The 14,656-nt window shown below is 71.8% G+C and carries 13 protein-coding genes and 1 pseudogene; 3 read left to right on the top strand and 11 right to left on the bottom strand.

The features are described 5' to 3' along the window. The first annotated feature begins 238 nt into the window (after window positions 1-238). Entirely contained in the window at window positions 239-1,075 is an 837-nt protein-coding gene (locus OG948_RS30700) for an undecaprenyl-diphosphate phosphatase (RefSeq protein WP_406300370.1), read from the top strand. 264 nt (window positions 1,076-1,339) lie between these two features. Here OG948_RS30700 and OG948_RS30695 read toward each other — a convergent pair whose 3' ends face one another. From OG948_RS30695 to OG948_RS30680, 4 genes are all read right to left on the bottom strand, one after another. Continuing rightward, entirely contained in the window at window positions 1,340-2,062 is a 723-nt protein-coding gene (locus OG948_RS30695; RefSeq protein ID WP_406299559.1) for a hypothetical protein, read from the bottom strand. A gap of 277 nt (window positions 2,063-2,339) precedes the next feature. Beyond that, window positions 2,340-2,693, bottom strand: a complete 354-nt coding sequence (locus tag OG948_RS30690; protein WP_406299558.1) for an ATP-binding protein — start codon at window positions 2,691-2,693, stop codon at window positions 2,340-2,342. Window positions 2,694-3,191: 498 nt separating this feature from the next. Next, entirely contained in the window at window positions 3,192-3,833 is a 642-nt protein-coding gene (locus OG948_RS30685) for a hypothetical protein (protein WP_406299557.1), read from the bottom strand. Next, window positions 3,830-4,624, bottom strand: a complete 795-nt coding sequence (locus OG948_RS30680; RefSeq protein ID WP_395865778.1) for a hypothetical protein — start codon at window positions 4,622-4,624, stop codon at window positions 3,830-3,832. Before OG948_RS30680 ends, OG948_RS30685 begins: the two co-directional genes overlap by 4 nt. Before the next feature lie 238 nt (window positions 4,625-4,862). Here OG948_RS30680 and OG948_RS30675 point away from each other — a divergent pair, with 238 nt between their 5' ends. Further along, window positions 4,863-5,654 carry a GNAT family N-acetyltransferase gene (locus tag OG948_RS30675; protein WP_406299556.1) on the top strand — a complete coding sequence of 264 codons (792 nt, stop codon included), beginning with the start codon at window positions 4,863-4,865 and terminating at the stop codon, window positions 5,652-5,654. Between the two features lie 127 nt (window positions 5,655-5,781). Here the strand turns inward: OG948_RS30675 and OG948_RS30670 are convergent, their stop codons facing one another. Then, the gene (locus tag OG948_RS30670) at window positions 5,782-6,582 is read right to left on the bottom strand and encodes a family 1 encapsulin nanocompartment shell protein (protein ID WP_406299555.1); all 801 of its coding nucleotides are present in this window, start codon (window positions 6,580-6,582) and stop codon (window positions 5,782-5,784) included. A 165-nt stretch (window positions 6,583-6,747) separates the two neighbouring features. After that, window positions 6,748-7,923 (bottom strand): Dyp-type peroxidase, encoded by a 1,176-nt coding sequence (locus tag OG948_RS30665; protein ID WP_406299554.1) that lies wholly within the window; start codon window positions 7,921-7,923, stop codon window positions 6,748-6,750. 454 nt (window positions 7,924-8,377) lie between these two features. On the opposite strand from OG948_RS30665, the pseudogene OG948_RS30660 reads away from it, so the two are divergent. Further along, window positions 8,378-8,509 (top strand): annotated as a pseudogene (locus tag OG948_RS30660) (DivIVA domain-containing protein); the annotation flags it as partial. A gap of 564 nt (window positions 8,510-9,073) precedes the next feature. On the opposite strand, the gene OG948_RS30655 reads toward OG948_RS30660, so the two are convergent. From OG948_RS30655 to OG948_RS30635, 5 genes are read right to left on the bottom strand one after another with little or no spacing between them, the layout of a single operon-like run. Beyond that, the gene (locus OG948_RS30655; RefSeq protein ID WP_406299553.1) at window positions 9,074-10,204 is read right to left on the bottom strand and encodes a zinc-binding dehydrogenase; all 1,131 of its coding nucleotides are present in this window, start codon (window positions 10,202-10,204) and stop codon (window positions 9,074-9,076) included. Further along, window positions 10,201-10,521, bottom strand: coding sequence for a putative quinol monooxygenase (locus OG948_RS30650; RefSeq protein WP_406299552.1), 321 nt, complete (start codon window positions 10,519-10,521; stop codon window positions 10,201-10,203). The genes OG948_RS30655 and OG948_RS30650 overlap by 4 nt, the downstream gene beginning before the upstream one ends. Further along, complete coding sequence (locus tag OG948_RS30645) at window positions 10,518-11,207, bottom strand: glycerol-3-phosphate responsive antiterminator (protein WP_406299551.1); 690 nt, start codon at window positions 11,205-11,207, stop codon at window positions 10,518-10,520. The genes OG948_RS30650 and OG948_RS30645 overlap by 4 nt, the downstream gene beginning before the upstream one ends. 28 nt (window positions 11,208-11,235) lie before the next feature. Next, window positions 11,236-12,777, bottom strand: a complete 1,542-nt coding sequence (locus OG948_RS30640; protein ID WP_406299550.1) for an FAD-binding oxidoreductase — start codon at window positions 12,775-12,777, stop codon at window positions 11,236-11,238. Next, the gene (locus OG948_RS30635) at window positions 12,774-14,504 is read right to left on the bottom strand and encodes an FAD-dependent oxidoreductase (protein WP_406299549.1); all 1,731 of its coding nucleotides are present in this window, start codon (window positions 14,502-14,504) and stop codon (window positions 12,774-12,776) included. The genes OG948_RS30640 and OG948_RS30635 overlap by 4 nt, the downstream gene beginning before the upstream one ends. Between the last annotated feature and the right edge of the window lie 152 nt (window positions 14,505-14,656).

The following is a 14,656-nucleotide window of genomic DNA, read 5'->3' as shown; positions in this document are numbered from 1 at the left end:
GCCACCGACCGACCGCGACCACCCGCGACCACCCTCAATCGACCCCGACGCTCCGATCGCCCACCACCCGCACCCCACGCCACCTCGGTCGATTCGCCCGCCGATGCGTACCGGCGGCGCGGCCGTTACCGTTCCGTCCAATTTCGGCCATGTGGTGTCCACCTGACGCACCGTGGGCCGCCGCTACCGTTGCCGGCATGATCCGCATCCCTCTTACGTCCCTCGGAGTCGTCCGGTGATCGGTTGGTTCGAGGCCGTTGTACTCGGCTTGGTCCAGGGGCTCACCGAGTTCCTGCCGATCTCCTCCAGTGCGCACCTGCGCATCGTGTCGGCGTTCGCCGGCTGGGAGGACCCGGGCTCGGCGTTCACCGCCGTGACCCAGATCGGGACGGAGACCGCCGTCCTGATCTACTTCCGCAAGGACATCGGCAACATCGTCGGGACCTGGGTGAAATCGCTGTACACCCCGTCCCTGCGCGGCGAACTCGACGCGCGCATGGGCTGGTACATCATCGTCGGCACGTTGCCGATCGGGGTTCTGGGCCTGGTGTTCCAGGACACCATCGAGACCACGTTCCGCGACCTGCGGCTGATCGGCACGACGCTGATCGTGTTCGGTCTGATCCTGCTGTTCGCGGACCGGATGGCGTTGAACAACCGAGGGATGGACAAGCTCAACGGCAAGGAGTCGTTGATCTACGGCTTCGCACAGTCGCTCGCGCTGATTCCCGGCGTCTCGCGCTCGGGCGGTACGGTCACGGCGGGTCTGCTGATGGGATACCGGCGCGAGGTCGCGGCGCGGTACTCGTTCCTGCTGGCCATCCCGGCGGTGCTGGCCTCCGGTGGGCTGGAGTTGTTCAAGATCGGCGAGGGGCCGGCGCCGGCGTGGGGGCCGACGATCCTGGCCACGGTGGTCGCCTTCGTGGTCGGCTACGCGGCGATCGCGTGGTTCCTGAAGTACATCAGCACGCACAGCTTCACGGTCTTCGTCGCCTACCGCGTGCTGCTGGGCCTGGTCGTCCTGGGCCTGGTCGTCTTCGGCGCGTTGGAGCCGACGGCAGGATCCACGAAGTAGCCCCACGCCACCCCTGCCCGGCTCGGCCTCATCTGCCTTCCACCCGCTCCGGCCCGGCCGCTCCGGCCCACTCGCCCGGGCCCGTCGCGCGTACCACTACGCACGACGGGCCCGGGCGTCTCGCGTCATCCCGTCTCCCGCACGAGGAGCGCACGTCGCGCGATCGCCCACTCGTCCCGGTGCCTCACCACTCGCCCCGGTGACCCACTCACCCACTCGCCACTCACCCGCACGCGTTCACCGCACGCCCGGCCGGCCCGTTGCTCACTCGTCGCCGAGCATGGCGAAGGTGAAGGCCAGTCGGCGGTCGATCCAAGGGGCCAGGACGCGGACCGGCTGGTGCCGGCCGTCCGTTGTCATGACCAGGTCGCCCGCGGCCTTCCAGGCGAGGACGCGTGGGCGGACCGGGCCGATGGAGCCGTCGGGGCCGGAGAGCAGGGTGTCGAAGGTGAGGCTGAGCGCGGTGTCCGCCGTGTGCGCCGCCAGCCTGCGCGGATCGGTCGTGGCGAAGAGGTTGCGGCCGACGATCTCGGGTCGGCCGGGTTGGTCGATCCGCCACGTGTGCTTGAGCAGGCGACGAGCGGGCGGGATCCGGCGGATGGTGCCGACGAGTTCCCCGTCGGCGGCCCGGACCCGATCGTGGCGTACGTCGTCGATCGTCTCGGCGGCGTCCACCGTGCAGAGCAGGCTGCCGTCCGACAGGTACAGCGAGCGGCGGTCGTCACCGGCGAACGCGCAGGGGGTGTAGAAGGCGTCCGAACCGCCGCCCCGGAGGATCCGGATGCCGACGGTCGAACCGGCTGTGCGGGTGGCGGAAGGGGACTTCGCCGAGCCGAGCGGGCCGTACCTGAACGCGGTGACGCGCTGCCAGTCGGTCGGGTCCTCGGAGGTCGAGGCGGCGTCCGCCTCGTCCGCCGGCGTGACCGACGCGTTCGACCCGGACTCGGCGGATTCCGGCCTCGACTCCGGCCCCGGCCCCGACTGCAACCCGTGTCCCGGTCCCGGCCCCGACTCCGGAATCTCCGCCGATTCCGACGCCGGCGAGGTCGCCGGCGCATTTTCCGTCGGCCCCGTCTCCGGTTCCGTCTCGGTGCGCGCCCTGCGCCTGCCGAACACCATCCGAGCCCGCTCCTCCTCCGTCACGACACGTCGGTCCACGGGCGCGTGTGCGGAGGGCGTCGTACGCGCGCTGTCCCCCGACCGCATGACCGCCCGACCGCCGTACGCCTGCGCGCCGGTACGGGTCCGACCGTATCGGGCGGGCTCAGTCGCCCTCGAACCCGGCACACACCGCCTTGCGTCCGCTCGTGCGCAGCTCCACCTTGAAGCGGTGGGTGAGCGCGGCGACCACGAGCAGGCCGCGGCCGGCCTCGGCGTCCTCCAGTACCTCGACGGGGGACGGCAGCGAACACGGCAGACAGTCGAGTACCTCCACCCACAGGACTCGGCCGTGCAACGACGCGGACACCTCGTAGTCGCCGTAGTCCCCGGCGTGCTCGACAGCGTTCGAGGCCAGTTCGGAGGTGACGCGGACCGGGTCGTCGGACTCGAACCCGACCCGCTCGCAGAAGCGCCGCACATGCGCGCGGGCGGCGGAGACGGTTTGTGGTTTCGACACGAGCCGTACAGTCGAGCGCGTTCTGGACACGGTGGTGGCCACGTCTCCCCCTCCAGTCGGTCGGGCTCCTGAGAGCACCGTGATCGAATACACCCTGGAAACGGGCCCGAACTGCGATTATCGGTCGCCGATCGCCCGCGATCTGGTAGAAACCGCGGCAAGATCGGTGGACCACTTGGAAGTTACCGAATCCGAGCGCCTTCCGGGCGGATCGCTTGGCAAAGAAACCCGCGAGTCGCGCCGGACAACCCGCGCGTATGACGCCAACCAGCCATCCGAGCCCGGCAGTTCACCGAATCCGCAGGTCACACCCATCCTATCGGCGGCGCGACGGGAGCGGGGGCGAGCGTACGGCGGCGAATTCCCGCGGCGTGTCGGGCGCGCCGAGGGGAGTGAACGGGCGCGGAACGGCGCGCGATACGCGATCCGAACGGCGCGCAGGGGCGCGCGTTTTCGCGCCCCGTCGCCCATCGCCCGTCGCCCGCCCTCCGCCCTCCGTCAGAACCGCACCGAGCGCTCGATCGACTCGATCTCGCGGAAGCGTTCGCCGGCGCTGCTCGGTGCCGAGGACAGCATGTAGATCGGTACCGTGCCGGTGTCGATCACGGTGACCCGCAGCCGGAACGGTGCCACGTTCTTGTCCTCGGGAGTGCACTCAATGTCCATCAGCCACGCGTTGCGGCCGTCGAGTCGGGCCGCCTCGCTGGAGCGGACCGTGTCCTGGGCCTTGCCCGGGTAGATCAGTTCGAGCTGGGCCCGGCCCACGGTCTCGGCCATCTCCGGCATCGAGCGCGACTTGGCCACGAACACCTTGGTGTCCACCACGCCGACCATGAACGTCCCGAGCGGGTTGTTCGGGTCGGCCGTCGGCTTGGCCGTGGGGTTCACGGTCTTGGGGTCGACCGTGGAGGCGACGGAGGAGTACAGGCCGACCACCGTGTCCGGCGGCTTGGCGTACCAGCCCTGTGGCAACACGTACGAGACGTGTGCCTTCTGGTCGCGGATCTCGCCGGGTCGGGCCGGGTGTGTGGTCGACGGCGTCGCGGACGGCTCGGCCTTGGCGTCCTTGTCGTCGCCGGGGCCGCACGCGCCGACCCCGATCAACGCGGCCACCGTCACCGCGAGCGCCGCGCGCCTCATTCCTCGACCTCCACGTCGCCCGCCTCGACCGCGGCACGGTAGGCCGCCTCGACCTCGCCGGTGTCCGCGCCCTCGCGGTCGAGCAGGTGCGCGTACAGCAGGCGCGAACCCTCGATGCCCGCGTCGAGCGCGCGCCGGATGTGCTCGCGCGCGGCCTCGATCCGGCCCGCGTCCAGCTCGGCGTCGCCGAGGTCGACCAGCGCGTCCTCCTGGCCGGCCTCGACCGCGCGGGTCAGCCACGCGATGCCGTCGTCGACCGCGTCGCCGTTGAGCAGCAGCCGGCCGAGGTTGGCCATCGCGAACTCGTCGCCGCCCTCCGCCGCCGGGCGCAGCAGCGCCTCCGCCTCGGCGGCGCGGTCGAAGTCCTGGAGGAAGGCGGCGAAGTCGTTGGGAGCGTCGGGGTCGCCGGCTTCGAGCGCGCTGACGTACCAGCGCTCGGCCGCCTCCGGCTCGTCCAGCGCGTCGGCCAGCAGGTTGGCGATCGGCAGTGCCCACCGCGACTCGCCCAGCCGGTGCCGCTCGGTCAGCAGGTCGACGGCGGCGTCCGGTCGGCCGGTGACCTCCAACAACTCGCTGAGCGCGTCCACCGCCTCGGCGTCGCCCTCCGCCAGCGCCTCGCGCAGAATCGCCTCGGCGGTTTCGTCGCCGCCCGCGAACATCAGCTCGCCGGCCTTGCGACGGGCTTCGGGTACACCGGCGTCGGCGGCTTCCAGGTACAGCTTGACGGCGGCGTCCATCCGCCCCTCGCGCACTGCTTGATCGGCCTGGGCGATGTGGTTGGTGCCGGACATGGTCCTGCTTTCGATTCGCGGAGCGTAGACCCACGAGCCTGCCACATCCGGCACCGAACCCCACCCTTGGCGCAAGGCACACGAACGGCCGGCCTCGGCTCGTGGCGCCCGCCCGTCCGTCCGCTGGGAACGGATGCCGTGCGTTCTCCCCACATACGGTCACCCACCGCGTCTCGGTGAACGCGTCGGGGAGGAAATTCCCCGTCCCGCGGGCGGCCCGGTGTGGTGTGGTGGCCCGATGAACGTGACCTCCCTCGCCTACCGCACCGATCTGATGCTGCTCACCCTCCAGGGCAGCCGCGTCGAGGAACGGGACAACCACCTGGTCGTCCGAACCCCGGCCAATCCCACCTTCCACTGGGGCAATTACCTCCTCCTGGCCGCGCCACCGGCCCCGGGCACGGCGGCCGGGTGGATCGACGTCTTCCGCCGCGAATTCCCCGACGCCGCCCACGTCGCACTCGGCGTCGACGGCACGGCGGGTGCCGCCGGCGACCCGACCGAGTTGGCCGCCGCGCACCTGTCCGTCGAGCGCAGCACGGTCCTGACCGCGACCTCGCTCCGCCCGCCCGCGCGCCCCAACACCACCGCGACGTTCCGCATGGCCGACTCCGACGACGACTGGGCCCAGGCCCTGGCGCTCAGCGAGGCCGGCAATACCGGCTACGCCGCCGGCGAGTACCGCGAGTTCGCCGCCCGCCGCCTGGCCGGCTTCCGCGATCTCCAGGCCCGCGGCCACGGGGCCTGGTTCGGCGCCTTCGAGGACGGCCGGCTCCGCGCCGGCCTGGGCCTGTTCACCGACGGCGGGGGCCTGGCCCGCTACCAAACCGTCACCACCCACCCGGACCACCGCAACCAGGGCCTGGCCACCACCTTGATCCACACCGCGGCCCGGCACGCTCGGACCCACTGGTCCGCCGACCACCTGGTCATCGTCGCCGACCCCACCTACCTGGCCATCGACCTCTACCGCGCGCTCGGCTTCTCCGACACGGAAGCCCAGATCCAACTCGACCTCGTCCCGGCCTGACCCGACAGGGAACGGTCCGCACCACCGGTCCGGCCGGACGATTGCATCCCCGCCCTCGCACACCACTCCCCCGCCGGCGAAGCCGAATCAGCCGACTCGCCTGCCGACGGCGGCCGGAGGCCCTCGCCTACGGCCGAGCGAACGCGATCGCCGCCTCACCCGCGTACATCAGGAAGGTCAGCGTCTCCTGGAAGTACAGCCGGATGTCGTCATCGTCGTGCGAGAGGTAGCCGATCGACAGATCCTGGCCCAATCGCAGCTCGTAGTCGCCGCCTCGGGTGGACAGTACGAACGCCCCGTCGATCGCGGGCGCCCAGATCGGCTCGCCGCCCAGGATCCGGGTCAGGTGCTGGCGGATCGGGTAGCCGTGGTCGGCCGCCTCGTTGACCGCCGTGTACGCCTCGGAACCCAACACGAGTTGATACCGGCCGTTGACACCCGCCAGCCGCAGTTCGGTGAGCGCGCGGCTGACGGCGTCGGGGTATTCGCGCACATCCGTCGGCAGCGTCACCGGTTCGTTGGTGGCCGCCGCCCGGATGCCCTCGATCGACGCGGCCGGGTAGCCCTCGAAGATCAGCCGGTCCTCGGTGAACGCCATCTTGCGCGCGGCGTCCTTGACCGGCTGCCAGTCCGCGTCCTTGGCGCCGCGCTCGACCGCGTCCACCGCACCGCGCGTCACCGTGAACGGCACCCGCAGTTCGATCAGCGGGCGGAAGTCCCGACTGCGCGCCCGGACCCCGTCGGCCGGCGGTGCGAGGTCGGTCAGGTGCCCGGTACCCACACCGGCCGCCTCGCTGCCGTCCGGCCCCTGTACATCCACGACCCGGCGACCCGCGACGTGCCGCTTGAACGTACGCCTGGCCTCGTCCTCGAGGTCCGCCCACGCGGCGTCGGAGATGGGGGCGAGCTCCCGGTGGAGATTGTTCATGAGGTGTGGCTCCTGCTTCCGGATCGGTGCGGCGACTTCGGTGCGGCGAAATGCGATGTGGTGCGACGGTGCTCGCGCGACGACGTGCGGCGAAACGGACGGAATGAGCGAAACAGACGGAATGAGCGGAACGGACGGGATGAATGAAACGGACGCACGAAACGACTAGCCGGGACCCACCCCGGCCCCGGCCTCCGCGCCCGCGTCCACGCCCAGGCCCAGACCCAGACCCAGGCCACCGATCCCGAGTGAACCGTCGGCGGCGCCGACCGACGCGGGAACCTCCGCGGACGGATCCGGCGTCGGCGCGGGCAACACCACCGGATCCACCTGCTCCGCCCCGGCGGACGCCGCGCGCGGTTCGGCCGGCGCCGGCGGCCCGGGCGGATCCGCCAGGAAATCCGCGGTGGGCACGAAGAACAGCCCGCCCGTGATCGCCGTCGAGAAGTCCAGGATCCGGTCGTAGGTGCCCACCGGCTTGCCGATGAACATGTTCCGCAACATCTGCTCGGTGACGCTCGGCGTGCTGGAGTAGCCGATGAAGTAGGTGCCGAACTCGCCGCTGCCCACCGTCCCGAAGGGCATGTTGTCGCGCAGGATGTCGCGCTCGGTGCCGTCCGGGTCGGTGATCGTGTTCAGCGCGACGTGCGAGTCGATCGGCTTGATCGCGTCGGGCAGTTCGATGTCGGACAGCTTGGTCCGTCCGATCACCTTCTCCTGCGCCTCCACGGGCAGCGCGTTCCACGCGCGCATGTCGTGCAGGTACTTCTGCACGATCACATAACTGGCGCCGGCGAAGTCCGGGTCGTCCTCGGCGGTGATCGTGATCGCCGCGAACGCGTCCCGCCCCTCCGGGTTTTCCGTACCGTCCACGAAGCCCATCAGGTCCCGCTGGTCGAAGTACTTGAACCCGTGCACCTCGTCGACGACCGTCGCCGCGCCGGCCAGCCGGTCCATGATCACGGTGGCCAGTTCGAAGCACAGGTCCATCGTCCGCGCGCGCAGGTGCAGGAGCAGGTCGCCCGGCGTGGACACGGCCCGGTGCTTGGCGCCCACCAACTCCCGGAACGGGTGCAACTCCGACGGGCGCGGCCCCTCGAACAGCCGGTCCCACGCGTGCGAGCCGATCCCGACCACACACTGGAGGTCGCCGTCCGGAATCCGGAAACCGACCGATCGGCGTAGTCCGGCCAGGTCGGCCAGGAAGTCGCGGACGGTGTCCTCCGCCTCGGCGCCGGCGTCGACGGTCAGAACCATGAACATCGCCGACTTGGCCGGCAGGCCCAGGATCGGTTGCGGCTGGGGCAGGTCCGACGGCGCGGTCTCCCGAGGCTGGGTCATGGTGCGTGGCTCCTCGCCCGATGGTGACGCTGGTAACAGTGGTGCGGGTGATGCAGGTGGTACAGGTGGTGTCGGCGCTGACGACGACGGCGGCGCGACGACGGCACGGCGGGACCCGGCACGCTCGACGAACACCACCGGGATCGGCAGCCGCGGACCCGCGCCGAGCGCGCCGGATCCGGCCTCGCCGTCACTCGCCGCCACCCACTGCACCATCGACGGATCGCCCGGCCGGCAAACCTGCCCCTGGGCCGGCGATGCGGCCGATTCGATCTTGTCCCTCGTCGTCCGCGTGGCGGCGGCGGCACGGTTGTAGCCTTCGCGAACGAGGTCGAGCGAGTGGGGCAGCGAGTGCTTGGGGGCACGGATGGAGTGGAGCTTCACTCGGACACGGCTGCGTGAGGGGTACTCGATCGCCGACGTGGACGCGTTCCTGGCACTGGTGCGCAGCAGCCTGGACGGCACGGCCGCGGTCCCGCTGACGCCGACTCAGGTGCGCGAGCAGCAGTTCACCACGGTGCGGCTGCGCGAGGGCTACGACGAGGACGAGGTGGACGCGGCGCTCGACGAGATCGAGGCCAGGTTGGCGGCGCGGGCGGGAGCCTGGGGCTTCGACGGCGGGCTCGGACCGGACGGGCCGTGGCGTTCGAACGGCACGGCGAACCCGGACCGGCCGGCCGACTCGGCCGGGATGGCGGACGCGGTCGGGACGCCGGGCCCGGTCGACCGCTTCGCCGAGGCGCGGGCCGAGGCCGACGTAAAGGCGGTGACGCTGCGCCCGGCCGGGGAGCGCTTCGACCTGGTCCGGCGCGGCTACGGCCGGGACGAGGTCGACGCGCTGGTGGACCGCGTCGGCGAGACGCTCCGGAACCGCGTTCGTCTGGCCGCCGAGGAGGTCCTCGCCGACCGTTTCGAGATCGTCCGGCGCGGCTACGACCGCGCCCAGGTGGATGCCTGGCGCGATCGAGCCGCCGACCTGCTGATCCGCCGCCGCCTCGACGACGCGACACCGGACTGAGCACACCGCACCGAAGGTGACACCGATCGGGTGGTGACACCGGACCGAGCAGTGACACCGGACCAAGCGAGGACACCCGACACCGGCAACCGGACACCGGACCCGGCGGGGACACCGGCGCTCGGCTCACCCTTACGCCCCCGTCCGGATCACCTGCCGGATCGCCTCGCCGCTCGCCAGCGCCTCCATCGCCTCGTTGAGGTCGGTCAGCGCCACCGTCCCGGTGTGCAGGTGCTCGACCGGCATCAGGCCGGCCCGCCACAGGGCCAGGTAGCGCGGGATGTCGCGGCGCGGCACCGCGTCGCCCATGTACGAGCCGATCAGCGATTTGCCCTCGCCCGCGAAGGCCAGGGCCGGTACCGCGTCCAGCCTGCGGCCGGGCGCGGGCAGGCCGACCGAGACCACCTTGCCGCCGCGGTCCACCGCGGCCAGGCAGTCCGCGACCACGGTCGCGCTGCCGACCGCCTCGATCGCGACGTCCAGGCCGCCGTCGGTGAGGTCGCGGATCGCGGTGACCGCGTCGGCCGGGTCGTACGCGTGCGAGGCGCCCAGGCGCAGCGCGAGTTCGCGCTTGGCCGGCACCGGGTCGACCGCGACGATCGGGTACGCGCCGGCCGCCCGCGCGCCGAGCACCGCGGACAGCCCGACCCCGCCGAGGCCGAACACCGCGACCGACTGGCCGGGACGTACCTGCGCCGTGTTGATCACCGCGCCCGCGCCGGTGAGCACCGCACAGCCGAACATCGAGGCCACCTCGAACGGCACGTCGCGCGGTATCGGTACCACCGATTCCTGGGCCACCACCGCGAATTCGGCGAACGCGGACACCCCGAGCTGGTGGTGCACCACCTCGCCCGCGGCATCCCGCAGCAGCGCGGGTCCGTGCAGCAACCCGCCCGAGCCGTTCGCCGACGCGGCGGCCGAGCACAGCGCCGGCCGGCCCTCGTCACAGCGCTTGCAGTGACCGCAGCTCGGCACGAACACGAGTGCGACGTGCTCGCCCGTCGCGACCCGGTCCACGCCGGGCCCGACCGCCTCGACCACGCCGACCGCCTCGTGCCCGAGCGCCATCGGCAGCGGCCGGACCCGGTCGCCGTTGACCACGGACAGGTCGGAGTGGCACAGGCTCGCGGCGGCGATCCGGACCAGCACCTCGCCCTCGCGCGGGTCGCCGAGTTCGAGTTCCTCGATCACGACGGGCCGGCTCGCCTGATACGGGCGCTCCCGCGATATCCCGCGCAGGACGGCTGCCTTGGTCCTCATCGGGCGGCCTCGTCGGCGCTCACCGCGGCGGCCCGGGGGCTGAGCCGGACCACGTCCCGGCTCTCCAACAGCGGCACCACCTGCCCGAGCACGATGTCGCGGAAGTGCTCGGAGGCGCAGTGCGCGGTGAAGTCGGCCTCGGCGTCGTACTCCTCGTACAACACGATCGTCCGCGCGTCCTCGACGCCCTGGTGCACGCGGTAGCCGCGGCAACCCGGCTCGGCCAGCGAGCGCCGGGTCATCTCGTCGAGCAGCGTCAGGACCCGCTCGTACGTGTCGGGGTTCGTGCGGTAGCGGGCGACGACGACGTAACTCACGATGTGTTTCTCCTACTTGCCTGGATTGCACTTGCCTGGGATGCACTGGAGCGGGCTGCGGACCCGAGCGCCGCGAGCGTGTCGCGGCGCAGGTCCCACAACCGGGGGTCGGACGTGGCCACCGCGACCGCGCCGAGCGCGAGCGCGGCGGCCGCGTCCTCGGCGGTCTCCACGAAGCCGGCGGCGACGAACGGCGACATCGCGCGCTTGGCCTCGGCGGTCATCCGGGCCACGATCACCGACGGCATGATCTCGACCAGGTCGGGTCCGCCGCGGGCGATCGCGTCGGTGCTGCGGCGCATGTTGGAGCGGTCGGTGACGAACACCTTCTGCATGGTCAGCAGCCCGAGCGGGCGGCCCTTCTCCATCAGCGAGAGCCGGGTGCTGACCATGCCGTGCGCGCCCATCGCCTTGAGGAACTCCAGGGCGCCCTTGTCCTGGGCCAGACCCGGGCAACTGTCCACGTTGACGAACACCGTCTTGCCCGCCTTGCCGAGCAGTTGCACGATGTTCGGCAATTGCCCGACCGGGATGGACGCGAGGATGCACACCTTCGCCGGCGCGCCGAGGAAGTTCTGCAATCGCTGGGGTCCGATGATCGACGCGATGATCGGGACCTCGGCGAAGGCGGAGGACAGCACGGAGGACATTCGGGGCCCGCTCGCGGGGCGATGACTGGCGTTCATGACCTACCTGCGTCGGGTCTGGTCCGCCTCACGCGTCGAAGCGGTCGGGAAGGCCCAGTTTGCCAGGATTGAGTATTCCGACCGGGTCCAGGGTGTCCTTGACCTTGGCGAACGTGTCGAAGCCGGCGCCGAGCGCGGCCGGGAGGTAGGGGCCGCGCAGCAGGCCGCAGCCGTGGTGGTGGCTCAGCGCCGCGCCCTGGCGGATCAGCACCTCGTTGGCCGCGTCCCACACCGCGCGGTACCACTCGCGCCGCCTGGGCCGGTCCACGTCGCCGCGCAGCGAGAAGTACACGCACGCGCCGTCGGTGTACGCGTGCGACTGGTGCGCGGACGCGGCCAGCGTGCCCGGCACCGACTGGATCGCCGCGACCACCTCGTCGTACACCTCGGCCAGCGCGGTCCACGACCCGGCGATCTCCAGCGTGTCGGCGACGAAGCCGGGGCCGGGGGTGAAGCCGTCGGAGGACTTGCCGACCAGCATCCGGTCCTTGAGCCAGCGCTCGAACACCGCGTCGCTGTCCAGTTCGGGGCCGTAGGCGAGGCAGACCTCCTCGCTGACCTTCAGCATCGCGTCGACCAGGATCGGGTCGCCCTCGTCCGCGATCAGCAGCAGGTTGGTCTCGGGGTGGTCGAAGTGCACCCCGCTCTCCAGCTTGTCGTACAGGCGCAGCACGGCCGGGGTGGCGCCGCGCTGCATGATCTTGCGGCACGCGTCCAGGCCCTCGGCGAAGGTCTCGAAGCCGAACGCGAGCGCCTTGGCGTAGGTGGGCAGCGGGTGCACCCGGATCCGGGCGGAGGTGATCACGCCGAGCGTGCCCTCCGAGCCGATGAAGATCTGCCGCAGGTCGGGGCCGGTGGCGGCGCGCGGGTAGTCGCCGTAGGTGGCCCGGGTGCCGTCGGCGTGCACGACGTCGATGCCGACGACCATGTCCTCGATCTTGCCGTAGCGCGTGGAGAGTTGGCCGGCGCCGCGGCAGGCGATCCAGCCGCCGACGGTGGAGACGGCGAACGCGGACGGCCAGTGGCCGGTGGTGGCGCCATAGGTCTCCTGGAGTTCCTTTTCGAACAGGTCGCCGAACATGCCGGCTTCCACGTCGACGACGAGCGACTCGGCGTCGAACGACACGATCCGGTTCAGCGCGCACAGGTCGAGCACGACGCCGCCGTGCACGGGCAGGGCCGCGCCGGTGACGTTGCTGCGGCCGGCGGAGGCGGTGACCGGGATGCCGGCCGCGTTGCAGATCCGCAGGACGGCGGCGACCTGGTCGGCGTCGATCACCTCGACCACGACCGCGTCCGGGGTGGCCGGGCGGCCGTCGGTCTCGCCGATCATGGTGCCCGCCCACCAGTCGCGGGTGCGGGCGACCACGTCGGCGCGGTCGGTGTACACGGCCTTGGCGACGCCGCGCAGGTCCTCGATCACCGACTCGGGGACCTCGACGACGGCGCCCTGGAGCGAGGCGTCGCCGTCGCCGACCGGGGTGTTGCGGGCCCATTTGGGCGGCGTGGGCGCGCCGACGATGTAGTCGCCGCGGTTGAACGGGTTGGTGATGGTCTGCCTGCTGATCACTTCACTGCTCCTTGGGGTGCGTCGAGCGCTGCGGGTGTTGCGGGTGCCGCCGGCCCCTCGGATTCGCCGAGCAGGACCGCCTTCTCGTGCCGGACGGCCGCGAGGTAGTCGGCGACCTGCCGCTCGATCCGCGCGGCGGACAGGCCCAGTTCGGCGCCGAGCAGGCGGCCGACCTCGGGTGCGGCGGCGGCCGAGGCGTCGCGCGCGAACAGGCGCGAGCGGGTACGGCGGGAGAGCACGTCGTCCACCGAACGGGCCATCTCCGAGCGGGCCGCGTAGACCACCTCGGCCCGGATGTACGGCATGCCCGCGACCACCGGCTCGGCCAGCGTGGCGTCCTCGGCGAGCAGGTCGGAGACGAAGCGCGCCTCGGTGCCGTAACGCTCGCCCAGGTGCGCGGCCAGGCCGCCGGAGGCGGCGACCGCCTCGGCGTCGTAGCCGGCGCCGCCGATCAGCGGCAGGTTGGCGGTGCGGCTGCGGCCCTTGCGGCCGAGCACCTCCATCACCTTGTCGATCACCAGTTCGCCCATGTGCCGGCTGGTGGTGAGCTTGCCGCCGGTGACGGTGACCATGCCGCCGCGTCCGACGTCGATGTGGTGGTCGCGGCTCATGTCGAGGGTGGCGCCCTCCTTCTTGCCCACCAGCGGACGCAGGCCGCCGATGCTGCCGACCACGTCGTCCGGGGTGAGCTTGCCCTCGAACGCGGTGTTCGCGCCCTCGAGCAGGAACTCCATCTCCGGGCGGGTGCAGTGCACGTCGTCGACGGAACCCTGGTAGTCCTCGTCGGTGGTGCCCAGCACGACCGAGTCGCCCCACCGGGTGCAGGTGGCGCGCCGGGCCCGGCCCGGGATCGGCACGGTGACCGTGCAGTCGATCCGGACCTTGCTCCACGGCACCACGATGTGTACGCCCTTGGCGGGCCGTACCCGCGGGTCGTGTCCGGGGTCGGCCATCGCGTCGACCGCGTCGCTCCACACGCCGGTCGCGTTGACCACCGCGGCGGCGCGCACGTCGAACCGATCGCCGTCCACCTCGATCCGGGCGCCCGCCGCGCGACCGCGCTCGTCCAGCACCCGGTCCACCTTGGCGCCGTTGAGCACGGTGGCGCCGAGCGCGGCGGCGGTACGCACGATGGTGAGCACCAGTCGCGCGTCGTCGGCGCGCCCGTCGAAGTACATCAGGCCACCCTTGAGGTGGTCCGCGCGCAGCGTGGGGGCGTGTGCGAGCACCTCGTCGACGGTCAGCCGCTGGTGCAGCTTGCCGATCCGCCAGCCGCCGACCAGGTCGTAGGTCCACAGCAGACCCTCGAAGCCCTTGGCCAGTCGGGCGTCGAAGACGCCCTCCTTCTCCAGGATCGGGAACAGGAACGGCAGCCGGTGCACCAGGTGCGGCGCGTTCTTGCGAAAGCGGTGCCGTTCCAGGAGCGAGTGCCGGACCAGGTTGACGTTGCCCTGCTCGATGTAGCGCAGGCCGCCGTGCACCATCTTGGACGACTTGGAGGAGGTACCCGAGGCGAAGTCGTCCTTCTCCACCAGGGCCACGTCCAGACCGCGCGAGGCCGCGTCGAGGGCGGCGTAGGCGCCGGTGACGCCGCCGCCGATCACGAGCACGTCGAACACGTGGTCCGCCAGTCGACGCTTGGCCCGGCTGCGGTCGAGAAGCAGCGGCTTCCCTCTCGTGGCCGCCGCCGGCGCACGCCGAGGCTTGCGGGCGGGCAAGGTGATCACAACATCAACTCCTGGGATCTGTCCGACGGTTCGATGACCGGACCGCCGGGTGGTACGTGGTGCGGGTGGCCTCGCGGCCGGCCGGGGGTGGATGGCTTGGGGTGGATGGCCGGGGGGTGGCCGGCCTGGGGTCGGGCCGCCCGGGTGTCGGG

It is taken from the genome of Embleya sp. NBC_00888, from assembly GCF_045207655.1.
Lineage (GTDB): Bacteria > Actinomycetota > Actinomycetes > Streptomycetales > Streptomycetaceae > Embleya.
The sequence above is the reverse complement of the archived record's forward strand: the minus strand, read 5'-3'. Positions and strand labels throughout refer to the sequence as shown.